The 22,831-nt window shown below is 61.3% G+C and carries 21 protein-coding genes; 7 read left to right on the top strand and 14 right to left on the bottom strand.

Going from position 1 to position 22,831, the window contains the following annotated elements; genetic code table 11:
- Window positions 1-34 precede the first annotated feature (34 nt).
- The 5 genes from PDR5_RS01165 to PDR5_RS01145 all read left to right on the top strand — a co-directional run bounded on the left by PDR5_RS01165 (window position 35) and on the right by PDR5_RS01145 (window position 5,218).
- Window positions 35-1,228, top strand: coding sequence for an SfnB family sulfur acquisition oxidoreductase (locus PDR5_RS01165; RefSeq protein WP_064592705.1), 1,194 nt, complete (start codon window positions 35-37; stop codon window positions 1,226-1,228).
- Window positions 1,228-2,580 carry an LLM class flavin-dependent oxidoreductase gene (locus PDR5_RS01160; protein WP_064592703.1) on the top strand — a complete coding sequence of 451 codons (1,353 nt, stop codon included), beginning with the start codon at window positions 1,228-1,230 and terminating at the stop codon, window positions 2,578-2,580. Before PDR5_RS01165 ends, PDR5_RS01160 begins: the two co-directional genes overlap by 1 nt.
- Before the next feature lie 67 nt (window positions 2,581-2,647).
- Entirely contained in the window at window positions 2,648-3,457 is an 810-nt protein-coding gene (locus PDR5_RS01155; RefSeq protein ID WP_064592701.1) for a MetQ/NlpA family ABC transporter substrate-binding protein, read from the top strand.
- A gap of 2 nt (window positions 3,458-3,459) precedes the next feature.
- Window positions 3,460-4,584, top strand: a complete 1,125-nt coding sequence (locus tag PDR5_RS01150; RefSeq protein WP_064592699.1) for a methionine ABC transporter ATP-binding protein — start codon at window positions 3,460-3,462, stop codon at window positions 4,582-4,584.
- Window positions 4,574-5,218, top strand: coding sequence for a methionine ABC transporter permease (locus PDR5_RS01145; RefSeq protein WP_064592698.1), 645 nt, complete (start codon window positions 4,574-4,576; stop codon window positions 5,216-5,218). The genes PDR5_RS01150 and PDR5_RS01145 overlap by 11 nt, the downstream gene beginning before the upstream one ends.
- 30 nt (window positions 5,219-5,248) lie before the next feature.
- Here PDR5_RS01145 and PDR5_RS01140 read toward each other — a convergent pair whose 3' ends face one another.
- Window positions 5,249-6,700, bottom strand: coding sequence for a hypothetical protein (locus tag PDR5_RS01140; RefSeq protein WP_237233776.1), 1,452 nt, complete (start codon window positions 6,698-6,700; stop codon window positions 5,249-5,251).
- 169 nt (window positions 6,701-6,869) lie between these two features.
- Between PDR5_RS01140 and PDR5_RS01135 the strand changes: the two genes are divergently transcribed.
- Window positions 6,870-7,499 carry a class I SAM-dependent methyltransferase gene (locus PDR5_RS01135; protein ID WP_064592693.1) on the top strand — a complete coding sequence of 210 codons (630 nt, stop codon included), beginning with the start codon at window positions 6,870-6,872 and terminating at the stop codon, window positions 7,497-7,499.
- A gap of 26 nt (window positions 7,500-7,525) precedes the next feature.
- Here the strand turns inward: PDR5_RS01135 and PDR5_RS01130 are convergent, their stop codons facing one another.
- From PDR5_RS01130 to PDR5_RS01120, 3 genes are read right to left on the bottom strand one after another with little or no spacing between them, the layout of a single operon-like run.
- Window positions 7,526-10,579: an efflux RND transporter permease subunit gene (locus PDR5_RS01130; RefSeq protein ID WP_064592691.1), complete on the bottom strand. Its 3,054-nt coding sequence runs from the start codon at window positions 10,577-10,579 to the stop codon at window positions 7,526-7,528.
- A complete protein-coding gene (locus tag PDR5_RS01125) occupies window positions 10,576-11,640 on the bottom strand; it encodes an efflux RND transporter periplasmic adaptor subunit (RefSeq protein ID WP_064592689.1) in 1,065 nt (354 codons plus the stop codon). Before PDR5_RS01125 ends, PDR5_RS01130 begins: the two co-directional genes overlap by 4 nt.
- On the bottom strand, window positions 11,637-12,740 hold the full coding sequence (locus PDR5_RS01120) for an efflux RND transporter periplasmic adaptor subunit (protein ID WP_011331936.1): 1,104 nt from the start codon (window positions 12,738-12,740) through the stop codon (window positions 11,637-11,639). Before PDR5_RS01120 ends, PDR5_RS01125 begins: the two co-directional genes overlap by 4 nt.
- 144 nt (window positions 12,741-12,884) lie before the next feature.
- On the opposite strand from PDR5_RS01120, the gene PDR5_RS01115 reads away from it, so the two are divergent.
- On the top strand, window positions 12,885-14,045 hold the full coding sequence (locus PDR5_RS01115) for an AAA family ATPase (protein WP_064592687.1): 1,161 nt from the start codon (window positions 12,885-12,887) through the stop codon (window positions 14,043-14,045).
- Window positions 14,046-14,305: 260 nt separating this feature from the next.
- Here the strand turns inward: PDR5_RS01115 and PDR5_RS01110 are convergent, their stop codons facing one another.
- The 10 genes from PDR5_RS01110 to PDR5_RS01065 all read right to left on the bottom strand — a co-directional run bounded on the left by PDR5_RS01110 (window position 14,306) and on the right by PDR5_RS01065 (window position 22,620).
- Entirely contained in the window at window positions 14,306-15,184 is an 879-nt protein-coding gene (locus PDR5_RS01110; RefSeq protein WP_064592685.1) for a transporter substrate-binding domain-containing protein, read from the bottom strand.
- A complete protein-coding gene (locus PDR5_RS01105) occupies window positions 15,181-15,978 on the bottom strand; it encodes an amino acid ABC transporter ATP-binding protein (RefSeq protein ID WP_064592683.1) in 798 nt (265 codons plus the stop codon). The genes PDR5_RS01110 and PDR5_RS01105 overlap by 4 nt, the downstream gene beginning before the upstream one ends.
- Window positions 15,975-16,634 carry an amino acid ABC transporter permease gene (locus PDR5_RS01100; RefSeq protein WP_007952770.1) on the bottom strand — a complete coding sequence of 220 codons (660 nt, stop codon included), beginning with the start codon at window positions 16,632-16,634 and terminating at the stop codon, window positions 15,975-15,977. Before PDR5_RS01100 ends, PDR5_RS01105 begins: the two co-directional genes overlap by 4 nt.
- Window positions 16,615-17,280: an amino acid ABC transporter permease gene (locus PDR5_RS01095; RefSeq protein WP_007918712.1), complete on the bottom strand. Its 666-nt coding sequence runs from the start codon at window positions 17,278-17,280 to the stop codon at window positions 16,615-16,617. The genes PDR5_RS01100 and PDR5_RS01095 overlap by 20 nt, the downstream gene beginning before the upstream one ends.
- A 651-nt stretch (window positions 17,281-17,931) precedes the next feature.
- Window positions 17,932-18,729 carry a MetQ/NlpA family ABC transporter substrate-binding protein gene (locus tag PDR5_RS01090; RefSeq protein ID WP_011331930.1) on the bottom strand — a complete coding sequence of 266 codons (798 nt, stop codon included), beginning with the start codon at window positions 18,727-18,729 and terminating at the stop codon, window positions 17,932-17,934.
- Window positions 18,730-18,893: 164 nt separating this feature from the next.
- Window positions 18,894-19,826, bottom strand: coding sequence for a sigma 54-interacting transcriptional regulator (locus PDR5_RS01085; RefSeq protein ID WP_064592681.1), 933 nt, complete (start codon window positions 19,824-19,826; stop codon window positions 18,894-18,896).
- Between the two features lie 56 nt (window positions 19,827-19,882).
- Window positions 19,883-20,464 (bottom strand): alpha/beta hydrolase, encoded by a 582-nt coding sequence (locus PDR5_RS01080; RefSeq protein ID WP_007952774.1) that lies wholly within the window; start codon window positions 20,462-20,464, stop codon window positions 19,883-19,885.
- 169 nt (window positions 20,465-20,633) lie between these two features.
- Window positions 20,634-21,035: an ExbD/TolR family protein gene (locus PDR5_RS01075; RefSeq protein WP_003220570.1), complete on the bottom strand. Its 402-nt coding sequence runs from the start codon at window positions 21,033-21,035 to the stop codon at window positions 20,634-20,636.
- 1 nt (window position 21,036) lies between these two features.
- Window positions 21,037-21,762: a MotA/TolQ/ExbB proton channel family protein gene (locus tag PDR5_RS01070; protein WP_011331927.1), complete on the bottom strand. Its 726-nt coding sequence runs from the start codon at window positions 21,760-21,762 to the stop codon at window positions 21,037-21,039.
- A 45-nt stretch (window positions 21,763-21,807) separates the two neighbouring features.
- Complete coding sequence (locus PDR5_RS01065; protein WP_041475106.1) at window positions 21,808-22,620, bottom strand: energy transducer TonB; 813 nt, start codon at window positions 22,618-22,620, stop codon at window positions 21,808-21,810.
- Window positions 22,621-22,831: the final 211 nt, after the last annotated feature.

Here is a 22,831-nt window from a genome sequence, read left to right as displayed (position 1 = left end):
CCGAACACTTTTGACCAGATCTCTGGAGAAACACATGACTCTTTCCCATCCCGTCGCGCTCATCACCAGCGACGAGCAAGCCCTGATCGTCGCCAGCGACCTGGCCGAAGATTTCCAGCGCGACAGCAACCTGCGCGACCGCGAACGCCGCCTGCCGCTGCCGGAACTCGACGTGTTTTCCCGCTCCGGCCTGTGGGGCATCAGCGTGCCCAAGGAGTACGGTGGCGCCGGTGTGTCCAACGTGACCCTGGCCAAAGTCATCGCTTTGATCGCCAGGGCCGATGGCTCGCTCGGGCAGATTCCACAGAACCATTTCTATGCCCTCGAAGTGCTTCGGGTGAACGGCAGCCACGAGCAGAAACAACGCCTGTACGCCGAAGTCCTCGCCGGCCAGCGCTTCGGCAATGCCCTGGCAGAACTGGGCACCAGGACCGCCCACGACCGGGTCACCCGCCTCGAACGCGACGGCAGCGGTTATCGCATCAACGGCCGCAAGTTCTATGCGACCGGTGCGATTTACGCCCAACGCATTCCAACGTCCGTGGTCGATGAAAACGGCGTGCAGCAACTGGCCTTCGTCCCCCGCGACAGCAAAGGCCTGACCGTGATCGACGACTGGAGCGGGTTCGGCCAGCGCACCACCGGCAGCGGTTCGGTGGTGTTCGAAGACGTGTATGTCGCCGCCGAAGATGTCATCCCGTTCCAGAGCGCTTTCGAGCGCCCGACCCCGGTCGGCCCGCTGGCGCAGATCCTTCACGCCGCCATCGACACCGGCATCGCCCGCGCCGCCTACGAAGATGCGCTGCACTTCGTGCGCAGCAAGACCCGCCCATGGATCGATTCGGGCAACGACAAGGCCACCGAAGACCCGCTGACCCTCAAGAGCTTCGGCCACCTGAGTATTCGCCTGCACGCCACCGAAGCGCTGCTCGAACGCGCCGGCGAATTCCTCGACGCGGCCCAGGCCGAGACCAACGCCGAGACGGTGGCAGCGGCTTCGATTGCGGTCGCCGAAGCACGGGCGATCAGCACCGAAATCTCCTTGGCCGCCGGCAGCACCCTGTTCGAACTGGCCGGCAGCCAGGCCACCCTGAGCGAGCATGGCCTCGACCGCCACTGGCGCAACGCCCGGGTACATACGCTGCATGACCCGGTGCGCTGGAAATATCACGCGGTCGGCAATTACTACCTCAACGATGAAAACCCTCCGCTGCGAGGGACCATCTGATGAGCAAGAAAAAGATCCTGCTCAATGCGTTCAACATGAATTGCATCGGCCACATCAACCACGGGTTGTGGACGCATCCCCGCGACACCTCGACCCGATACAAGACCATCGAATACTGGACCGAACTGGCGCAACTGCTGGAGCGGGGGCTGTTCGACGGGCTGTTCATCGCTGACATCGTCGGCGTGTACGACGTTTATCAAAACTCGGTGGACGTCACCCTGAAAGAGTCGATCCAGCTGCCGGTCAACGACCCGCTGCTGCTGGTATCGGCCATGTCTGCGGTGACCAAAAACCTCGGTTTCGGCCTGACCGCCAACCTCACCTACGAGCCGCCGTATCTGTTCGCCCGACGCATGTCGACACTCGATCACCTGAGCCGCGGGCGGGTGGGCTGGAACATCGTCACCGGTTATCTGGACAGCGCCGCCAAGGCCATGGGCCTCAGTGAACAGGTCGAACATGACCGGCGTTACGACCAGGCCGACGAGTACCTCGAAGTGCTCTACAAACTCTGGGAAGGCAGCTGGGAAAACGGTGCGGTGCTCAACGATCCACAGCAGCGGATCTACGCGCAGCCAGACAAGGTGCACAAGGTCGAACACAAGGGCGAGTTCTATCAGGTCGAGGGTTATCACCTGTGCGAGCCGTCGCCGCAGCGCACGCCGGTGCTGTTCCAGGCCGGCAGTTCGGATCGCGGTTTGCTGTTCGCTGGGCGTCATGCCGAGTGCGTGTTCATCAGCGGCCAGAACAAACCGTCGACCAAGGTGCAGGTGGACAAGGTCCGCGCCAGCGCCGTCGAAGCGGGTCGCAATCCTGAGGACATCAAGGTGTTCATGGGCCTCAATGTGATCGTCGGCGAGACCGAGGAAGTGGCCTGGGCCAAGCATGCCGAATACCTGAGCTACGCCAGCGCCGAAGCGGGCGTGGCGCATTTTTCGGCGTCCACTGGCATCGATTTTTCCCAGTACGAAATCGACGAACCGATCCAGTACGTGAAGAGCAACGCGATCCAGTCCGCCACCAAAAACCTGCAGAACAACGACTGGACCCGGCGCAAGTTGCTCGATCAGCACGCTCTGGGCGGGCGCTACATCACGGTGGTCGGCTCGCCGCAACAAGTGGCAGATGAACTGGAATCGTGGATCGCCGAAACCGGCCTCGACGGCTTCAACCTGACCCGCATCGTCACCCCGGAAAGCTATGTGGATTTCATCGATCTGGTGATTCCGGAACTGCAACGGCGCGGCTCGTACAAGACCGCGTACGACACCGGCAGCCTGCGGGAAAAACTGTTTCACGGCGAAGCGCACCTGCCGCCGCAACACACCGGCGCCCACTACCGACACTAACCCCGGCACTCATCGTTCCCACGCTCGGCCTGGGAATCAGGCTAATTTCACTGACTGGAAAACCACCATGACCAAGAAGCTCCTGTCCCACCCAGTCAAAGCACTGGCCCTGGCCTTCGGCCTGTTCAGCTCGGCGGTGTTCGCCGCAGATGCCCCGTTGAAAATCGGCACCACCGCCGCCTTCGCGATTCCGCTGGAAGCCGCCGTCGAAGAGGCCTCCAAACAGGGCCTGAAAGTCGAGCTGGTGGAATTCACCGACTGGATCGCACCGAACGTCAGCCTCGCCGCCGGTGACATTGACGTGAACTACTTCCAGCACATCCCGTTCCTGGAAAACGCCAAGGCTGCCTCCGGTTTCGACCTCGTGCCGTTCGCGCCGGGGATCATCAACAATGTCGGCCTGTACTCGAAGAAATACAAAAGCTTCGACGAGCTGCCGGAAGGCGCCAGCGTCGCCATCGCCAACGACCCGATCAACAGCGGACGCGGTCTGCAACTGCTGGCCAAAGCCGGTTTGATCTCCCTGAAACCGGGCGTCGGCTACAAGGCCACCGAAGACGATATCGTCGCCAACCCGAAGAAGATCAAGATCCTCCAGGTCGAAGCCGTGCAACTGGTGCGCGCCTACGATGACGCCGATCTGGTCCAGGGCTACCCGGCCTACATCCGTCTGGCGAAGACTTTCGACGCCGGCTCCGCGTTGCTGTTCGACGGCCTCGATCACAAGGAATACGTGATCCAGTTCGTGATCCAGCCGAAGAGCAAGACCGACCCGCGCCTGATCAAGTTCGTCGACATCTACCAGCATTCGCCGGCCGTGCGCGCCGCACTGGATAAGGCCCACGGCAAGCTGTACCAGGCCGGTTGGGAAAGCTGAGGATGACCGCGGCCATCCAACGGCGACTGGATCTTCCAGAGCCACCCGCGCTGGCACAGCGCACCGAACTGCATCCCGAACTGAACCGCGCTCATGTGCGCTTCGTCGGGCTCGGCAAGACCTACGACGGCAAACAAGGCCCGGTCGCCGCCCTGCAAGGCATCGACCTGGCGATCCAGCGCGGTGAAGTGTTCGGCATCATCGGCCGCAGCGGCGCCGGCAAGTCGTCGCTGATCCGCACCATCAACCGCCTCGAACAACCGACCTCGGGCCGGGTGCTGATCGATCAGGTGGACATCGGCGAGTACGACGAGGATCGCCTCGTCGCCCTGCGCCGGCGGATCGGCATGATCTTCCAGCACTTCAACCTGATGTCGGCGAAAACGGTGTGGCAGAACGTCGAACTGCCGCTGAAAGTCGCCGGCGTCCCGAAGGAACAGCGGGAGAACAAGGTGCGCGAACTGCTGGAACTGGTGGGCCTGCAAGCCAAGCACAAGGCGTATCCGGCGCAGCTGTCCGGCGGGCAGAAGCAGCGTGTCGGCATCGCCCGCGCGCTGGTGCATGACCCGGACATTCTGCTCTGCGATGAAGCCACATCAGCCCTCGATCCGGAAACCACTCAATCGATCCTCGGCCTGCTGCGCGAAATCAACAAACGCCTGGGCCTGACCATCGTGCTGATCACCCACGAGATGGCGGTGATCCGGGAAATCTGCGATCGCGTCGTCGTGCTCGAACATGGCCGCATCGTCGAGCAAGGCCCGGTCTGGGAAGTGTTCGGCAACCCACAGCACGAGGTCAGCCAGACCTTGCTCGCGCCGCTGCAACACGCCTTGCCCGAAGAATTACAAAGCCGTTTGCAGGCACAACCGTCGTCGTCCGATGCGGCCGTGGTGCTGCGCTTGCAGTTCACTGGCAGCCAACAGGACGAACCGGATCTGGCCGCGCTGTTTGCCGCGCTCGGTGGCCGGGTGAAATTGCTCCAGGGCGGCGTGGAACGGATTCAGGGCCACGCGCTCGGGCAACTGTTGCTGGCGGTCGCGGGTTCGCAGCTGAATGCCGAGCAATTGCGTGAGCGCGCCGGGCAATGGGCACAACGCACGGAGGTGCTGGGTTATGTGGTTTGATCGCTTGCTGCAGGGTTTTATCGACACGTTTCTGATGGTCGGAGTGTCGTCGCTGATCGCATTGCTGGCGGGTATTCCGATGGCAGTGATTCTGGTCACCAGCGACAAGGGCGGCATTTACGAAGCGCCAGCGCTCAATCGCGCATTGGGTGCGTTCGTGAACCTGTTTCGCTCGATCCCGTTCCTGATCCTGATGGTCGCGCTGATTCCGTTCACCCGACTGATCGTCGGTACCACCTACGGCGTGTGGGCGGCGGTCGTGCCGTTGACCATTGCGGCCACGCCGTTCTTCGCGCGTATCGCCGAGGTGAGCCTGCGTGAAGTCGACTACGGCCTGATCGAAGCCGCGCAGGCCATGGGCTGCCGGCGCTGGCACATCGTCTGGCATGTGCTGTTGCCCGAGGCGCTGCCGGGGATTGTCGGTGGCTTCACCATCACCCTGGTGACGATGATCAACTCATCGGCGATGGCCGGAGCGATTGGCGCCGGCGGTCTGGGTGACATCGCCTATCGCTACGGCTATCAGCGCTTCGACAGCCAGATCATGCTGACCGTGATCGTGCTGCTGGTGGCACTGGTGGCGCTGATTCAGCTGGGCGGCGATCGTCTGGCACGTGGGTTGAACAAGCGCTAGAACAATCGATGAGCGCTGCCCTCCCCGGCATCAATCATCGATCAGGCTGTCGAGCCACGCGTATTCCGTTTTGCTTCGATGCAGCGCCTGCATGCTTTTTGCCGCGTAAACAATGCTGTCGGCGTTGTTCGCGGCCAAATGCGCGCGCAGCGCCGGATTTGCATTGAACAGGCTGACCGCCGTCTGAAGATCCAGATCGTCGCCGATCCCCAGATAATCACTGATCCCGAACAGCAGGTTGTCGTGATCGTCCGTAAAAGCGTTCACGTACTCGACTGTCAATCCACCGCGCATGATCACTTCGGAAACGCTGCGCTCCGGAATGTCGTAGACGGTCAGCGGCTCCAGACTCAGCAAACCACGCTGGCTGTCACCCAGATAGAAGAAATCCGCGGCGTTGGGACCGATGGTCCTGAAGCGGTCGATGCGGTTGGTGTGCAGCATTTCATGGCCCAGGGACATGCCTAGAATCTCCTGCTGCATGTACTTGCGGTTGAGGAAGAACCGGCCATGAAAATCCTTCTTGTACATCCAGGCGGCGCTGTTGTTTTCAGTCTCCACTGCGAAGAATTTTTCCTCGCCCCAGGTCCCTTGGTACTCCCTGGAAAGCGCAAGACCTCGCGCCACCGAGTCAGAAAACTGCTGCGCCACGGCCTGGTGCCCTGCCCCAAAAAAACTTTCGTAAACCGCGCTCGCACCGTCGTATTTCATGCCAATGGCGTGAACGGCATCAGCGAAAACGCTTTCGACCACTCGCAACTCAGTGCGGACCATCGCAGCCTGATCCAGTGGAAACTGCTTCAGCCCCCGTGCAGTCAGCGTGGCTTCCTTTGCTGTCTCGTGCTCGATCGCGTCATCAATACCGGTATGGACCCGACTGTGCTTTTCCGAATCTTTCCTGATATTGCGGATGAGCTCATCGATGTCGATATCGATGACATTGCCTGCGTCGCCGGATGACCGAGCCCGTTCCGGCGACCATATCTTGCTGTGCGGATCGAAGAACAGGACCGGTCCCGAAGCCGTCCACTCGGACATCAAGGTCGCGCGATATTCACCATCTGCTGCGGTTTGCCGAACCTGGACAATCTCGCCGGGGGCGACATCGACGAACGTGCGTCCCTTGATAACCCTCAACCCCAGGGCATCAGGCGCAGGCAGGGTGGCCGGCGCTTTCAGGCGATAGTCCGCAAGCGTCCTGCCCCCGAAACGACCGGACAGGATCTCGGCGGTCGGCAGGGATGAAACAATGACTGCGGCGTCTGGCATATCCGGTTGGCGAACGGCCTCCACATCCGTTTGATCCATGTCCCGAAAACTCTTGTGCGCAGGTTCGTACTCGGGAAAGTCAGCACCGGTTCTTTTACGCAGTGCAATGGCGTCTGCCAGGCTATGGCTGGAGGACGTGGTGGAGGTTTTTCGAGTATTGCCCATGAAAAAATCCTTGTTGAGTAAATCCCCCTGAAAAAATCGGGCAGACATCGCGCTAGTCGTCTATCGCGTGGGCGCTATTGCAACCGATCGGGAACGGTCAGGTGCGGTAAATATGTATTGCACTTGAGCCGGCGTTTTGTGCTTTGTCCGGATCTGGATCCTCTGAACCGCGAAAGCGCTTATAGTCTGCCGATCTTCCTTTCAGCCCATGACGACCATGAAGCAGACCCCCACCGATCTTGAACAGATCACCTCTACCACCCTCGGCCACTACAACTCGGTGGCCGAGGGTTTTCGTGAAGGCACCCGCGATCACGATGTCAGCCAGAACATCGACGCCCTGCTGCGGCACATCCAGGGTGAGGCGCCGTTTTCCATTCTCGATTTCGGCTGCGGGCCGGGGCGGGATTTGCAGACATTCACCCGGATGGGACACGTCGCCGTCGGCCTTGATGGCGCGGAAAAATTCGCGCAGATGGCGCGGGAAGACAGTGGCTGTGAAGTGTGGTGCCAGGACTTTCTGAAGCTGGATCTGCCGGCAGAACGCTTCGACGGCATCTTCGCCAATGCGGTGCTGTTTCATGTGCCGTTGCAGGAGTTGCCAAGGGTCCTGAAGCAGCTGCACGGGACATTGAAGCCGGGCGGCGTGTTGTTCAGCTCCAACCCGCACGGGGATAACCGTGAGGGCTGGAACGGACCGCGTTACGGCTCGTATCACGATCTTGAAGCCTGGCGCGGGTTGTTGACCGCTGCCGGGTTCGTGGAACTTGAGCATTACTACCGGCCGGCGGGGCTGCCGCGTGAGCAGCAGCCCTGGCTGGCGAGTGTCTGGCGCAAAACCGTGTAGTTGGCGATGAGCGCAAGGCGCTCGCCTTACTGCGCCTCTTTCTTCGGCTCGCGAATCTTGTACCAGGCGACATACAGCGCCGGCAGAAACAGCAGCGTCAGCAGGGTTGCAATCACGATCCCGCCGATCATCGCGTAGGCCATCGGCCCCCAGAACACTTCCCGGGCGATCGGGATCATGCCCATGCTCGCCGCGGCGGCGGTCAGCAGGATCGGGCGCCGTCGATGCTCGGTGGCTTCCACCACCGCATCCCACGGCGCATAGCCTTTGCGCTCGAACTCGTCGATCTGGGTCACGAGAATCACCGAGTTGCGGATGATGATGCCGATCAACGCCAGGATCCCGAGGATCGCCACGAAGCCCATTGGCGTGCCGGTTGGCACCAGCGCCAGCACCACGCCGATCAGTCCCAGCGGCGCGACACTGGCCACCAGAAACAGCTTCTGCACGCTGTGCAGCTGGATCATCAGGAACGTCGCCATCAAAAACAGCATCAACGGCAGCACTTTCGCAATCGGCCCCTGGGCCTTGCCACTCTCCTCGACCGTACCGCCGGTGGCGACCTTGTAGCCAACGGGCAGTTTTTCGGCGAACGCGTCGATGGACGGCTTCAACAGTTTCACCAGATCGGTCGGCTGAATCTCGTCACGCACCGACGCCTTGATGGTGATGGTCGGCAAGCGGTCACGGCGCCACACCAGCGGCTGCTCCAGCTCATAACGAACCGTGGCGAAGGCCAGCAAGGGGATCGACGTGCCGTTGGGCGTGACGATCTGCAGGTTCTGCAGGGTTTCCGGCGTACCGCGTTCCGAACTCACCGCGCGACCGACCACGTTGATCAGGTAGATGTCGTCGTTGACCTGGGTCAGCGGCGCGCCACTGACGATGCTGTTCATCAGGTTCGCCACGTCTTCTGACGACAGCCCGAGCTGGCGCGCCTTGTCTTGGGCGATGTCGATTCGCAGGACTTTGCCTGGCTCGTTCCAGTCGTAAATGATCTCGCCGATGTGCTCGTTCTTGTCCAGTTCAGTCGCCAGGTCGATGGCGTGCTTGCGCACCTGGTCGATGTCCTTGCCGCTGATCCGGTACTGTATCGGACGCCCTACCGGCGGGCCCATTTCCAGCGCCTGCACGTAGCTGCCGATGCCGACGAAATCCTTGTGCAGCCGTTCGCGCAGGCGTTGGCTCAAGGCCTCGCGGGCTTCAAAGTCTTTGCTGACGATCACCAGTTGCGCGTAGTACGGGTTCTGCAATTGCTGGTCGAGTGGCAGGTAGAAACGGATCGCGCCCTGACCGATGTAGGTGCTCCAGCGCACGATGTCCGCGTCGCCCTTGAGCGTGGCCTCGAGCTTGTCGACGGCCTTGCGGGTCTCGTCGATCGAGGCGTTTTGCGGCAGGTTGAGGTCGACCAGGATTTCCGGTCGATCCGAGGACGGGAAGAACTGATTCTGCACAAAACGCATGCAGAACACCGCCAGCACAAACAACAGCACGGTGATGCCGATGGCCCACCAGCGATTGCGCATGCACCACAGCAAACCGCCGTTGAATGCGCGGCCAACGCGCCCCGGTTCAGCCTCATGGGCTTTCACGTTGGTGCTGAGAATGTGCACACCGATCACCGGGGCGAAGAACACCGCCACGATCCAGGACACGATCATCGCCACGGCAATCACCGCGAACAGCGTGTAGGTGTACTCGCCGGCAGAACTGGCGTTGAGGCCGATGGGGACGAAACCGGCGACCGTCACCAGCGTACCGGTGAGCATCGGGAACGCGGTCGAGGTGTAGGCGAACGTCGCAGCCTCCTCCTTGCTCTCGCCCATTTCCAGGCGCGTGACCATCATTTCCACGGTGATCATCGCATCGTCCACCAACAGGCCGAGGGCAATGATCAGAGCGCCGAGGGAAATCCGCTGCATGGTGATGCCGCTGTATTCCATGAACACAAATACCATCGCCAGCACCAGCGGGATCGAGCACGCCACCACCAGCCCGGCGCGCACGCCGAGACTGATGAAGCTGACCACCAGCACGATCACCACCGCTTCGAACAAGGCACTGGTGAAGCCGCCAACGGCCTCCTCCACCACCACGGCCTGATCGGACACCGTGTGCACACCCACGCCAACCGGCAGATCCGCGGTCAGTTCATCGATGCGCTTGTGCAGTGCTTTGCCGAATTCCTGAACGTTGCCGCCCTTCTGCATGGCAATCGCCAGACCGATCGCCGGCTTGCCGTCGAAGCGGAATTCCGGCGTGGCCGGATCGGTGTAACCGCGAGTGATGTCGGCAACATCCGCCAGGCGATAGAAGCGGTCGTTGAGCTTGAGATTGACCTCGGCCAGGTCTCTCTCCGAAGCGAACTGGCCCGAAGTCCGCACAGAAATCCGCTCCGGGCCCGCCTCGATCACACCGGCCGGAGTCACGGCGTTCTGCGATTGCAGGCTCTGCACCACCTGACGCTGATCGATGCCCAGCGCCGCCAGTTTGCGGGTGGAGAAGTTCAGGTAAATCACTTCGTCCTGCTGGCCGATCATTTCGATCTTGCCCAGCCCCGGGACATTGCGGATCTCGGCCCGCGCCTGTTCCACGTAATCGCGCAACTGGCGCATGGTCAGGCCGTCGGCAGTGAAGGCGTACACCGAGCCGAACACGTCACCGAACTCGTCGTTGAATCCCGGCCCCTGAATACCTTGAGGAAACTGCCCGCGAATGTCGTCGATCTTCTTGCGCACCTGGTACCAGATTTCCGGAATGTCCTTGGCGCTGGTGGTATCGCGCAGGTACACGTAGACCGTCGATTCGCCGGGGCGCGTGTAGCTTTTCACATAGTCGAGGGAATCGAGTTCTTCGAGTTTTTTCTCGATGCGGTCGGTGACCTGCTTGAGGGTTTCTTCCTGGGTCGCGCCCGGCCATTTGGTCTGGATCACCATGGTCTTGATGGTGAACGACGGGTCTTCCTCGCGCCCCAGATTGAAGTAGGAGAACACCCCCATGAGCAATGCGACGAACATCAGATACCAGACGAAAGACTGATGCTTGAGGGCCCATTCGGAGAGATTGAAAGAGCCTTTCATTGACTGTCCTCGTCAAGTTTCACGGATTGTCCGGGTTTGAGACTGTTGACGCCGGCGCTGACCACGCGCTCGCCGTTCTTCACGCCCCCCGCGAGCACCACACTGCTGTCGTTACGGCTGATCACGCTGACGTCGCGCGGGTTGACGGTTTTGCTTTGGGTGTCGATGACCCAGATCCGCAGCTTGCCATCGACCTCTTGCAACGCTGTGACGGGCAATTCGATACGCGGTTTGATCGCCGAGCTGAGGGTGACGCTGATCGCCGTGCCGAGGCGGAAGCCGTCGGGCGTATTGGCCAGGGTCAATCGTGCGCGGCGGGTGCGCGTCGCACTTTGTGCCTGGGGTTCGATCTCGCGCAGGGTGGCCGTGGTGTTGATGCTCGGGTCGAGCTGCCCGGCCACCAGAAACACCACGTCGGACGGGATCTCATCGACCAGGGTGTCCGGCAGATCGATCACGGCTTCCTTGATGTCCGGTTGCGCCAGGGTCACCACCTGCTGGCCCGCCGTCACCACTTGCCCGGCCTCGGCATTCCACGCGGTGACCACCGCCTTGTGGTCCGAGCGTAGCTGGGTGTAATCGAGTTGATCCTTGCTCTGGTTGACCGCCGCCCGCGCCTGATCCAGCGAGGCTTGGGTGGTTTTCAGGTCCGTCATCGCAATGTCCAGTTGCGCCTGCGCACCCACGCCCCGGTCGAACAGCGCTTGCTGACGGCGGGCATTGGCCTGGGCGTTGATCAGCTGTGCCTGAACCCTGGCCAGGTCGCCCTGGGCCGAACGCAGCTGGTTCTGCTGATCGGACGGATCGAGGGTGGCGAGCAGCGTGCCCTTCTGCACTTCGGTGCCGACATCGACGTTGCGGCTGGCAATGCGCCCGCCGACACGAAAACCGGTGTTGCTTTCATAGCGCGCCTGAATGCTGCCGGCGAAACGCCCGAGGTTTTCCTCGCTCAACGCTTCGACCTTGACCGACAACACCGGCCGTACCGGCTCCGGCGGTGGCTCGCTTTTCGAACAGGCGGCCAGCAACACGCCAATGGATAACAGCGCCAGACGCTTCATGGCTGTGCTCCCGGCTGCAGATCCTTGTAGGTGTTTTCGGCAATTTCGACCTTCATGCCCGGATGCAGCAACTGCCCACCCGCGACAATGACTTTTTCCCCGCCCTTGAGGCCCTCGCTGATGATGACCTTGCCGATCAGGTAGCGGCTGACGGTGACGTTGTGCAACTGCGCTTCACCTTTGTCGTCGACCATCCACACCGCCGGATCGCTGACGTTCTTGGTCAGCGCCGACCACGGTAATTCAACGGCCGACTTGCCGGTGCCCTTGGCCGTGGCGCTCACCACCGAGCCCAGCTGCATCCCCTGCGGCAGGCTGTCGAGGCTGACCTTGACCTGCACCGTGCCGGACTGCGCGGACACCGCCGGGGTGATTTCACGCACGGTGCCGGTGGTCTTGATGGCGGGGTTGTCGAGCAGGCTGACGACAATCGAACGCTCCGCCGGCCGTTCGGCCAGCAGGGATTCGTAAACGTTGAACACGGCGTCGCGGTCACCGTCCCGGGCCAGACTGAATATCGGCGCCGTGGCCTGAACCACCTGGCCGACTTCGGCCTGACGCTCGGTGATGACGCCGGGCGCATCGGCGATCAGCGCGGTGTAGCTCAATTGATCCTTGGCGTTGGCCAACTGCGCCTGCGCTGCGCTCAAGGCACTCTGGCTGCTGCGCAATGCGGCCTGCGCCGAATCGTATTCGCTCTGGCTGGTGTAGCCCTTGGGCAACAGTTTCTGCTGGCGGACGAACGCGGCGGCGCTCTGTTTGACCCGCGCCTGCTCGGCCACTACCTGAGCCTGGGCGGAATCGACGTTGGTCTGCAAATCCTTCGGATCGAGCTTGGCCAGCACTTGCTTGGCCGAGACGCGGTCACCGACATCGACCATGCGCTGGATGATCTTGCCGCCGACCCGGAACGACAGTTCGGTCTGCACGCGGGCCTGAACATCGCCGGTGAGGGTCACGGCGGCGGCGTAATTGGCGGGGTTCACCTCCTGCACGAAGACCCGGGGCAGGTATTCGGCGGGGGCCTTTTTCTCGCCGCACGCGCTCAACAAAGCGAACAGACTCAGCATGACCGCTGTTTTCAATCCGGGACTCGCCATGCAGACTCCTTCCTGTGTACGAACGTGCAAGTGACGATACGACTGTGAGCTTAGAACAGGGTTCAACCTTCGTCCGGCCGATATATGCATTTCTGTGCAGGGAGTATCCTGACCCGGATTTCGGGGCACCCAGGAAGGATTTTCATGCTCAAGACCCTCGCGGTGGCCAATTACCGCTCGATCAATAAATTGGTGATTCCGCTGGGCCGTCTGAACCTGATCACCGGCCCCAACGGCAGCGGCAAATCCAACCTGTACCGGGCGCTGCGGCTGTTGGCGGAAACCGCTCAGGGCGGCGTAGTCAATGCGCTGGCCCGTGAGGGCGGGCTCGACTCGACGTTCTGGGCCGGGCCGGAAACCATCAGCCGGCGCATGCGCAACGGCGAGGTGCCGATCCAGTCCACCGTGCGCCAGGGCGTCAAACGCCTGCGCCTGGGCTTTGCCGGGGAAGATTTCAGCTATTCGATCGCCTTGGGCTTGCCGGAGCCAAGCCTCTCGTTCTTTTCCCTCGACCCGGAAATCAAAAAGGAATGCATCTGGGCCGGGCCGCTCTATCGTCCGGCCAGTCTGCTGGTGGATCGCGACGGGCCGATGATCCGCACCCGTGAGGGTCGCAGCTGGGATGTGTTGGCCCAGCACACGCCGAACTTCGACAGTCTGTTCGATCAGGTCGGCAGCCTGCGCACCTCGCCGGAAGTGTTCCAGATGCGTGAGTTCATCCGCCGCTGGCGCTTCTACGATCACTTTCGCAGTGACGCCGACGCCCCGGTGCGCCAGCCGCAACTGGGCACGCGCACGCCGGTGCTGCATCACGATGGCCGCGATCTGGCGGCTGCGTTGCAGACCATCCGCGAGATCGGCGATCCCGAGGCGTTGCAGGCGGCGATCAGCGACGCCTTTCCCGGCGCACGGCTGAACATCGCACCGCTGGCGGGCGGCCGCTTCGCCATCGAGTTCTTTCAGGAAGGGTTGTTGCGGCCGTTGTCGGCAGCGGAACTGTCGGATGGCACGTTGCGTTATCTGCTGCTGGTCGCCGCGCTGCTGACGCCACGCCCGCCGTCGCTGATGGTGCTGAACGAACCGGAAACCAGCCTGCACCCAGATCTGCTGCCGGCGCTGGCGCGCCTGATCATCCGGGTGTCGGAGCAGTGTCAGGTGTGGGTGGTGTCCCACGCCCGACGATTGATTTCGGCGTTGCAGGAAGACCCGGAATGCAATTGCATCGTGCTGGAAAAAACCCTCGGCCAGACGGAGATCGTCGGGCAGAGGGTTTTGGATGAGCCTGCGTGGAATTGGCCTGATTAGGTGTGTCAGTTGGAGAGCCCCTCACCCTAACCCTCCCGAAACGTCGGACCGCCCGGAGGGAGAGGGAACCGATCGGGGGATGCTCAAGAGTTACGCCGACCTGAAAGTGCTTCTGTGAATCCATAATCGACTCGGTGTCTCAGGTCGATGTAACTCTCAAAACACCTCGGTCGGCTCCCTCTCCCTCCGGGCGGTCCGACGTTTCGGGAGGGCTGGGGTGAGGGGTTGCTCTGCATCCTCACCGCCGACCTGTCAGGCAATCAGCCCTGCCACTTCCCACCCTCAACAATCACGCTCTCAGGCTTGGTGTCATCACTCAGCTCTTTACGCACATATTGGTCATACAGCTTGAGCAGGTATTTCTCTTCCCCCAGCTTGGCCAACTCCGCGTTCACCCAATCGCGCAATTCGATGTTGCCCTTCTTAACCGCCGGCGCAATCGGCGCTTCGGCGCCAAGTTTTTCGTCCAGCACACGGTAGCCCGGGTTCTGCTTGGCCCAGCTGAACAGCACCAGATTGTCCTGCGCGTAGGCATCGCCGCGGCCGTTGGCCAGGGCTTGTAGGGACTCGGAGTTTTTCTCGAACTTCAGCAGTTTCCAGTCCGGATGGTTTTTGGTCAGCCAGATATCGGCGGTAGTGCCGGTGGTGACGATGGTGGTGCGGCTCGCCAGGTCATCCAGTTTCTTCACTTCACTGCCCTGCGGCACCAGCGCCTGCACCGCGACCTTGAGGTTTGGGTTGGTGAATTCCACCGCTTCCTTGCGCTCCGGGGTCACGGTCATGTTGGCGAGGATCAGGTCGACCTTGTCGCTTTGCAGGAACGGAATGCGGCTCGCCGGCTCCACGGCCACGAACTCGACCTTGTTTTCGTCGCCCAGCAGATCCTTGGCGAATTGCCGGCCGATGTCGGTATCGAAGCCGACGTAACGCCCCGCTTCGTTGACGAAACCGAACGGCGGCTTGTCGGTGAATACGCCGACGATCAGTTTGTCGCGGGCCTTGATCTTGTCCAGGTAACCGGCCGGCGCGGTGCTTTCGCTGGCGACTTTCGGCTTGGCCGGTTCTTCGGTCTTGTTGCAGCCGGCCAGCAGCGCGAGGCTGATCAGCGGTAGTGCGAATAAGGCTTTGGCAGTTTTCATGGCAGTTCCAGTTCCTTGGTTTGAGACGTTGTGGGCGAAGTCGTTGAAGTCAGCGCTTCGACGTAGGAGAACTTCTCCAGGAACTGCTGCGCGCGTGCGGTTTGCGGGTTCGTAAAGAAAAGCTCGGGCGGGTTCTGTTCAAGGATGCGCCCGCCATCCATGAACACGATGCGATCGGCCACCGCGCGGGCGAAGGCCATTTCGTGGGTGACGATCAACAGGGTCATGCCTTCGCGGGCCAGGCCCTGAATCACTTCCAGCACTTCCTTGACCATCTCCGGATCAAGGGCGGCGGTGACTTCGTCGAAGAGCATGACCCGCGGGTTCATGCACAACGAGCGGACGATGGCGATGCGTTGCTGCTGGCCGCCGGAAAGCTGGCGCGGGAAGGCGTCGCGCTTGTCCGCCAGGCCGACGCGCGCGAGCAACGCTTCGGCTTGTTGCTGTGCTTCGCGGCGTTCGCGTTTTTGCACTTTCAGCGGGCCGAGCAGCAGGTTGTCGAGCACGCTCATGTGCGGGAACAGGTGATAACTCTGGAACACCATGCCGATCTGCTGACGCACTTCGCGCCAGTCGGTGGCCTTGTCCAGCAATTCACGGCCGGCGAATTTCAGGTGACCGCTGTGGGCGGTTTCCAGACCGTTGAGGCAGCGCAGCAAGGTGCTTTTGCCGCAGCCGCTGGGGCCGAGGATGACGATGACTTCGCCGGATTTCACTTGCAGGTCGATGCCCTTGAGCACCTGCTGTTCGCCGAAGAATTTGTTGAAACCCTGAAACTCGATCAATGCGCTCATGCTTGCGTCCAGCGCCGCTCCAGCACGCGCGAGGCGGCCGACAGCGGGTAGCAGATGAAAAAGAAAAACAGGAACAGCGCGCCGTAGATCAGTACCGATTCGTAGGTGCGCTCGATGATCTGCTGACCGACCTTGATCACATCCACCACGCCAATCAGCACCGCCAGCGAACTGGTCTTGATGATCCGCGTGTAGACGTTGATGGTCGGCGGCGTCATGCGTTTCAGCGCCTGGGGCAACAGCACGTAGCCGTAGAGCTGCGCCGCGTTCAGGCCGATCGACAGCCCCGCTTCACGCTGCCCGCGCGGCAACGAATGCAGCGCACCGCGCGCCACTTCGCCGACCTCGCTGGCGCCCCACAGCGACAGCACCAGCACCGCGCACCAGAAGCTCGGCAGGCTCAGGCCGAAGAAAATCGGCAAGCCGAAAAACAGCAGGTACAACCAGACCAGCACCGGGATCGCCCGGAACAGCTCCAGATAGATCCGCAGCAGCGCGTTCAGCCACGTCACGTTGAGCGTGCGCAGCACACCGTAAAGCACGCCGCCGACGGTGCTGATGGCGATGCTGAGGAACGAGATCGACAGGGTTTGCCCGGCGCCTTTGGCCAGTTGCGGCAACGACACCCAGAGCAGTTCAAGACCCGAACTGGCCATGCTGGAGCCTCCTTTCCAGACGGCTCAACAGCAGCGAAAGCGGCAGGAACAGCAGCACGCAGATCAGCGTCAGCACGGCGAGCATTTCGTAGGTCTTGTAGTAGAGCGCGATGTAGCTCTTGGTGGTGTAGAGAATTTCCGGCACCGCCACGGCCGAGACCACGGTGGTCTCCTTGAGCAGGAAAATGAAATTGGCGAACAGCGACGGCAGGCTGAGGATTCCGGCTTGCGGCAGGATCACGTAACGCAGCAACTGGCCGTGGGACAAACCGATGGAGCGCCCGGACTCCAGTTGCGCCTGAGGCACCGCATCGACGCCGGCACGCAGCACTTCGGTGAGGTAGGCACCGCCAAGAAAAGTCATGGTGATGATCGCCGCAGTGAAACCGGAAACCTTGATCCCCAGTGCCGGCAGCGCGAAGTAGACGAAGAACAGCTGGATCAGCAGCGGTGTGTTGCGCGCCAGCTCCACATACAGCCCGACCAGTTTTTGCAGGTAAGGCGTGCGGAATACCAGAATCGTCGCATTGAGCAGCGCCACCAGCAGTGAGGTGCCAATGGCGATCAAACCGACCTGCAGCGTCACGCCCACGGCCTTGAGAAACGCCGGCAGGGTGCTGAGGATAAATGCGTAATCGAAGGTCATGAAACATCCTGACGCCGCTCGGTAAGCGGCGGTGGTGCAGTCCATGGACAGCGGGTAACTGTCCGGCAGGCACCGACTTTAAAGGTATAAGAAAAAGAATTTAAATACCGTTAAAGCATATTGATATCACGCAAAAAACTATCCTGCGGGTTTGCCCCGACAGAATAAGAAGGCTATTTTTCCTTTCGCTGTAGGACGGATCTTTTTTTCGTAAAAGCCCTCCAAGGACGAACAGCTTTTGGCCAGACTCCCCCGGCCAAACCCATAACAAGGAAGAGAACATGGACGTAAAAGTGCCGCAGCGACCGGACCCGCAGGATTTCGTGAAATGGCTGGTGGCTTTGCGCAGGGCGCTGAAAACCGGAATGGCCTGAGATCAAGAGCCCCCTCACCCCAGCCCTCTCCCGGAGGGAGAGGGAGCCGACCGAGGTGTCTCGCGTTATACATCGACCTGAAAGTTCGCGTCGATTATGGATTCGGTACAACACTTTCAGGTCGGCGTAATTCCCAAGCATCCCACGGTCAGTCCCCTCTCCCCCCGGGAGAGGGTTAGGGTGAGGGGGCTTTTGAAGCACACACAAAAACGCCGATGACCATCGCTGGTCATCGGCGTTTTTTTTCAACCTTGAAGGGGGTTGCTGCTGCGTCGGATCAGAACGCCGGCAGTACCGCGCCGTTGTACTTCTTCTCGATGAACGCTTTGACTTCAGGGCTGGTCAGGGCAGCGGCCAGTTTCTTGATGGCGTCGCTGTTCTTGTTGTCTTCACGGGCAACCAGGAAGTTCACGTAAGGCGAATCCGCGCCTTCGATCACCAGGGCGTCCTTGGTCGGGTTCAGCTTGGCTTCCAGCGCGTAGTTGGTGTTGATCATGTCCAGGTCGACTTCTTTCAGAACACGCGGCAGCAGGGCCGACTCCAGTTCCTTGAACTTGAAGTTGTGTGGGTTCTTGGCGATGTCTTTCGGCGTGGCCAGGGCGTTCTTCGGATCTTTCAGTTCGATCAGGCCAGCCTTCTGCAGCAGGATCAGAGCGCGACCGCTGTTGCTGCCTTCGTTCGGAATGGCGATGGTAGCGCCATCCGGCAGTTCAGCCAGGGTCTTGTACTTGCTCGAGTAGCCACCGAACGGTTCAACGTGCACGCCTTGCACGGTCACCAGGTACTTGGCCTTGTCATCCTTGTATTTGCCGGCGTTGAAGCTGTCCAGGTAAGGCTTGGTCTGGAAGTAGTTGGCGTCCAGACGCTTCTCGCCAACCTGTACGTTCGGCTGTACGTAGTCGGTGAAGACCTTGATTTCCAGATCCACGCCTTCTTTGGCGAGGGTCGGCTTGATCAGCTCGAGGATTTCGGCGTGCGGCACCGGCGTCGCGGCAACCACCAGTTTCTCGCCGGCCTGGGCCAGGGAAGCAGTCAGAGCAGCCGCCAATGCGGTAAACAACAGAACCTTTTTCATGCAGTGTCCTTATCGAAAATCGGTCGTCATCGACGACGGCATTAATACGTGTGCCAGCGATGTGCTACTGCTGGCGTGAAGCGGACAATACCGGGATTTTTTATTCCCGGACAATAACGTTTATTCAGCTTCATATTCCATTTTGTTCATGTTGAACAAAATGGTTACAACGCCTCGCTCAGGCTCAACAGCAATTCTTTCAATGCCTTACGTTCGTCGGCAGTGCCGTTGAGGCTCACGCTCGCCACCTGACGTTCGATCTGAACCAGCGGCCCAGACACCTCGGGCAGGTTCAGGTGCTCCGGCAGGATTTCGTCGCCGGTGCTCACCAGCAGCGCAAAGTGAATGACGTTTTCCAGCTCCCGGGTATTGCCCGGCCAGCTGTGTTGTTCCAGCACCTGCTGCGCCGCTTCGCTGATCAGCGGCACCGGCAGATCCAGACGCTGGCTGTAGATGCCGAGGAAGTACTCGGCCAGCGACAGAATGTCGCCGACCCGCGCACGCAATGCCGGCAGTTCCAGATGCCCTTCGCTGAGATAGTGATAAAGCCGCTCGTGGAATTTCCCCGCCGCCACCGCTTGGGCCAGATCGATGCTGGTCGCCGCCACCAGGCGCACGTCCACCGGGCTTGGTTGATGCGCACCGACGCGGGTGACTTCGTGGTTTTCCAGGGCGGAAAGCAATTTGATCTGGATCGGCAGCGGCAGGTCGCCGATCTCGTCCAGGTACAAGGTGCCGCCGTTGGCCGAGCCGAACCAGCCGGCGCGACTGCTGGCCGATCCGCTGTAGCTGCCGGCGGCGTAGCCGAACAACTCCGCATCGGCGTAGGTCGGGCTGATCGCCCCGCAATTGACCGAGACAAACAGCCCGCTGCGATCACTGGCGCGGTGAATGTGGCGGGCGAGCAATTCCTTGCCGGTGCCGGTCTCGCCGCGAATCAACACCGAGATCGAGCGCGGTGCGAGTTGGGCCATTTCCTCGCGCAACTGGCGCGAGCGTGGATCGACGAACACCAGCGCCTTGGCGCGGATGCTCAGGGGACTTTTTTCCGCATCGGGAAAGGTCAGCAACGGCTGGCCAAAGGTTTCAAAACTCATGGCAGACTCCCGCCCCAAATCGCCGGGAGACGGGGGCGTTGAAAAAATAAAAGTGATCAGGCACGGCGCCGGGCGTGGTGTTCCATGCGGTTTTGCAGGCGATACAGATAAGCGAATCCCTGCTCCCAGCGTTGATGTCCGGACTTCACGTTGATATGGCCGGCGCCGGCGAGAATCCCCGCCTCGGCGCCCCAGTTGCGCGCGAGCTCCAGCGCACGCGGCGCACTGACGGCGGCGTCGTTGTCGGAGCTGACGACCTGGCTCGGGAAGGGCAACAGATCGGTCGGGATCGGCGCGAAATTGCGCAGCGCCGGCACGCAGGCCGGGCGCTCGACATCCGCCGGCGCAACCAGCAGCGCCCCGCGCACCTGACGCAAGTGATGCAGCGGCGCGGTAGCCGCCCAGTGCGCCACGGTGATGCAACCCAGGCTGTGCGCGATCAGAATCACCGGCGAGCTGTCAGCGGCAATCGCCTCGGCCAGCGCAGCGACCCAGTCTTCACGACGCGGTGTCAGCCAGTCGGCCTGCTCCACCCGCGCGCTGTTGGGCAGGCTGTTCTGCCAGTGGGTTTGCCAATGATCTTCTGGCGATCCTTGCCAGCCCGGCACAATCAGATAGCGGATTGATTCGTTGCGCATGGGGGAGCTCTCCTGCGTCGTGTCTGTTCCTGAACGAGTATAGGGATGGGATTTATATTCGTTAAGGAATAAGAAGCTATTTATTAAGACCCGAAAAGAATATTAAGTATTGGGCAAAAAAAGGGGCCGCACCCTGCCAAGGAGACGGCCCCGGAAAAACGTGAAACCCTTATCGTGCAGTGATCACCGACAGCTTGGTGATGCCCGCCCGCTCAATCGAAGCCATGGCTCTCGCCACTTCGCCGTAATTCACCCCGTCGTCGGCCTGCAATTGCACGCGCACTTCCGGGTCCTTGGCCTTGGCCGATTTGAGGTTGAACTCCAGCAGATCCGGCTGGATTTCGTCCTTGTTGATAAACAGTTTTCCCGCACCGTCGATGCTCACCACCAACGGGTCTTTCTGCTCGACCGGCGCCACTGCTTCGGTCTTCGGCAGGTTGATCGGTATCGCGTTGGTCAAAAGCGGCGCGGTGACGATGAACACCACCAGCAGCACCAGCATCACGTCCACCAGCGGCGTCACGTTGATCTCGCTCAGCACCTCGTCGCTGTCTTGCGTGGAGAAGGCCATATCAGGACGCCTCCTTCACTTTTGTTGCGTTGCCCTGGGCCGCAGCCTTGTGCGCGGTCGGGTGGATCAGCACGCGGAACGAGCTTTTTTGCGCCAGGCTGTAGAAGTCGTGGGCAAAGTCGTCCAGGTCCGCCGCCGTCAGTTTCAGACGACGCAAAAAGTAGTTGTAAACCAGCACCGCCGGCACCGCGACCGCGATCCCCACACCAGTGGCGACCAGCGCTGCACCGATCGGTCCTGCGACCGTTTCCAGGCTCGCCGAGCCCGCCGCGCTGATGCCTTTGAGCGCTTCCATGATTCCCCACACCGTGCCGAACAGACCAATGAACGGCGAGGTGCTGCCAATACTCGCGACCACCGCCAGACCGGTTTCCAGCGAACGCCGCTCGCGAACGATCTGCTGACGCAAGGCACGTTCGAGGCGATCCTGATGGTTGATCGCCTGGCTCAGGTCATTGGCCTGCGGCGCCTCGCCCACTTGTATCGCCGCATAACCGGCCTGTGCCACCCGCGCTGCGGCGCCGGGTTGGGTTTCGCTCAACTCGGCGGCGGAGTCCAGACTCGACGCCGCCCAGAAGCGCTTGTGAAATTTGCGGTCCTGCGCCTTCAACCGGCCGAACTGCACAGCCTTGAGCAATGCCAGGCCCCAGGTAGCGACAGAGAAGACCACCAGCAGCCAGATCACCGCGCTTTCGATGGATTCCAGTGGAGATGCCAGTAACGTCATGATGTGTTCCCTCGTGTAAACGTTTAGCGCGAAATTGGTTTCGGTTTAATGAATCTTGAAATCGATGGGTACGCTGACCCAGCCGTCCTGGGCGACATCACCCTGCTTGGCCGGCACGAAGCTCCAGCGCTTCACGGCGTCCAGCGCCGCGTCGTCGAGTTGTTGCCGGCCACTGCTTTTCTGAATCTGGATCTCGCCCGGTTTGCCGCTGGCCAACACGTGCACCCGCAGCAACACCGTGCCTTCCCAACCGCGACGCTGGGCCAGCGACGGATATTCCGGCGCCGGGTTCTTCAGGTACGCCGCGTTGGCTGAGGCCGGCGTCACCGGAGCAGGCGCCGGTGGTGCAGGTGGCGCGGGCGCGGCGACCGGGGCGGCCGGTTGTGGCGGAGCCGGTGGTTGCTCGACCGCTTTCGGCGCCGGTTTTGGTACGGGTTTGGCCACCGGTTTCGGTTTGGGGATCGGCTTCGGCTTCGGTGGCGGCTTGGTTGCCAATTCGTCCTCCACCGGGGGCGGAGGCTCAACCACAGGTGCCGGTGGCGGCGGCACAACTACAGGTGGTGCCGGTGGCGCCGGGCGCGAAAACTCGATGGTCATCGGTGGAATTTCCGGCGGCACGATCGGCAGCGCCGGCGTCGGATGCTGGTTGATCCAGTAGATCACCGCGCCGTGCACCACCAGCGCCAGAACGCCGAGCAGAATCGTTTCGCGGCGGCTCAGAATGCCCTTGGGCGCGCGCTGCAAACGCAGCTGCCCCAACGGCACGCGATGGGGCCGGCCGAGATCGACCAACTCGCCGCTCGGCGCCTGGCGCCACAGCACCTCCTGTGCGCTGGCGGCGGTCTGGACATTGCCCATTGATTTACTCCCTGCGGTCTCTTTGCGTTTTTTTCGCTTAGCCGATTCGCCGCTTGTTGAATCCCCCACGGCGTGATCGATGGGTCAATCATTGGGCCAGCGGCTTATCTCCGAAAGTAATCTTTCATGTTATGAATAGACGTTTATGGAATATGTGAAACAGTCATTTCCGCCAAAGCCACGGCCCGCAAGGCTTCCAGCGATTCACCGA

This window comes from Pseudomonas sp. DR 5-09 (genome assembly GCF_001655595.1).
In the GTDB taxonomy this organism is placed as follows: domain Bacteria; phylum Pseudomonadota; class Gammaproteobacteria; order Pseudomonadales; family Pseudomonadaceae; genus Aquipseudomonas; species Aquipseudomonas pharyngis.
Note: the sequence above shows the minus strand (reverse complement) of the source record. Positions and strands in the feature narration are given on the sequence as shown.

What these genes read in the sequence shown, in the direction of transcription:
- PDR5_RS01165 (WP_064592705.1), top strand. Translation starts at nt 35, where the DNA reads ATGACTCTTTCCCATCCCGTCGCGCTCATCACCAGCGACGAGCAAGCC.
- PDR5_RS01160 (WP_064592703.1), top strand. Translation starts at nt 1,228, where the DNA reads ATGAGCAAGAAAAAGATCCTGCTCAATGCGTTCAACATGAATTGCATC.
- PDR5_RS01155 (WP_064592701.1), top strand. Translation starts at nt 2,648, where the DNA reads ATGACCAAGAAGCTCCTGTCCCACCCAGTCAAAGCACTGGCCCTGGCC.
- PDR5_RS01150 (WP_064592699.1), top strand. Translation starts at nt 3,460, where the DNA reads ATGACCGCGGCCATCCAACGGCGACTGGATCTTCCAGAGCCACCCGCG.
- PDR5_RS01145 (WP_064592698.1), top strand. Translation starts at nt 4,574, where the DNA reads ATGTGGTTTGATCGCTTGCTGCAGGGTTTTATCGACACGTTTCTGATG.
- PDR5_RS01140 (WP_237233776.1), bottom strand. Translation starts at nt 6,700, where the DNA reads ATGTCTGCCCGATTTTTTCAGGGGGATTTACTCAACAAGGATTTTTTC.
- PDR5_RS01135 (WP_064592693.1), top strand. Translation starts at nt 6,870, where the DNA reads ATGAAGCAGACCCCCACCGATCTTGAACAGATCACCTCTACCACCCTC.
- PDR5_RS01130 (WP_064592691.1), bottom strand. Translation starts at nt 10,579, where the DNA reads ATGAAAGGCTCTTTCAATCTCTCCGAATGGGCCCTCAAGCATCAGTCT.
- PDR5_RS01125 (WP_064592689.1), bottom strand. Translation starts at nt 11,640, where the DNA reads ATGAAGCGTCTGGCGCTGTTATCCATTGGCGTGTTGCTGGCCGCCTGT.
- PDR5_RS01120 (WP_011331936.1), bottom strand. Translation starts at nt 12,740, where the DNA reads ATGGCGAGTCCCGGATTGAAAACAGCGGTCATGCTGAGTCTGTTCGCT.
- PDR5_RS01115 (WP_064592687.1), top strand. Translation starts at nt 12,885, where the DNA reads ATGCTCAAGACCCTCGCGGTGGCCAATTACCGCTCGATCAATAAATTG.
- PDR5_RS01110 (WP_064592685.1), bottom strand. Translation starts at nt 15,184, where the DNA reads ATGAAAACTGCCAAAGCCTTATTCGCACTACCGCTGATCAGCCTCGCG.
- PDR5_RS01105 (WP_064592683.1), bottom strand. Translation starts at nt 15,978, where the DNA reads ATGAGCGCATTGATCGAGTTTCAGGGTTTCAACAAATTCTTCGGCGAA.
- PDR5_RS01100 (WP_007952770.1), bottom strand. Translation starts at nt 16,634, where the DNA reads ATGGCCAGTTCGGGTCTTGAACTGCTCTGGGTGTCGTTGCCGCAACTG.
- PDR5_RS01095 (WP_007918712.1), bottom strand. Translation starts at nt 17,280, where the DNA reads ATGACCTTCGATTACGCATTTATCCTCAGCACCCTGCCGGCGTTTCTC.
- PDR5_RS01090 (WP_011331930.1), bottom strand. Translation starts at nt 18,729, where the DNA reads ATGAAAAAGGTTCTGTTGTTTACCGCATTGGCGGCTGCTCTGACTGCT.
- PDR5_RS01085 (WP_064592681.1), bottom strand. Translation starts at nt 19,826, where the DNA reads ATGAGTTTTGAAACCTTTGGCCAGCCGTTGCTGACCTTTCCCGATGCG.
- PDR5_RS01080 (WP_007952774.1), bottom strand. Translation starts at nt 20,464, where the DNA reads ATGCGCAACGAATCAATCCGCTATCTGATTGTGCCGGGCTGGCAAGGA.
- PDR5_RS01075 (WP_003220570.1), bottom strand. Translation starts at nt 21,035, where the DNA reads ATGGCCTTCTCCACGCAAGACAGCGACGAGGTGCTGAGCGAGATCAAC.
- PDR5_RS01070 (WP_011331927.1), bottom strand. Translation starts at nt 21,762, where the DNA reads ATGACGTTACTGGCATCTCCACTGGAATCCATCGAAAGCGCGGTGATC.
- PDR5_RS01065 (WP_041475106.1), bottom strand. Translation starts at nt 22,620, where the DNA reads ATGGGCAATGTCCAGACCGCCGCCAGCGCACAGGAGGTGCTGTGGCGC.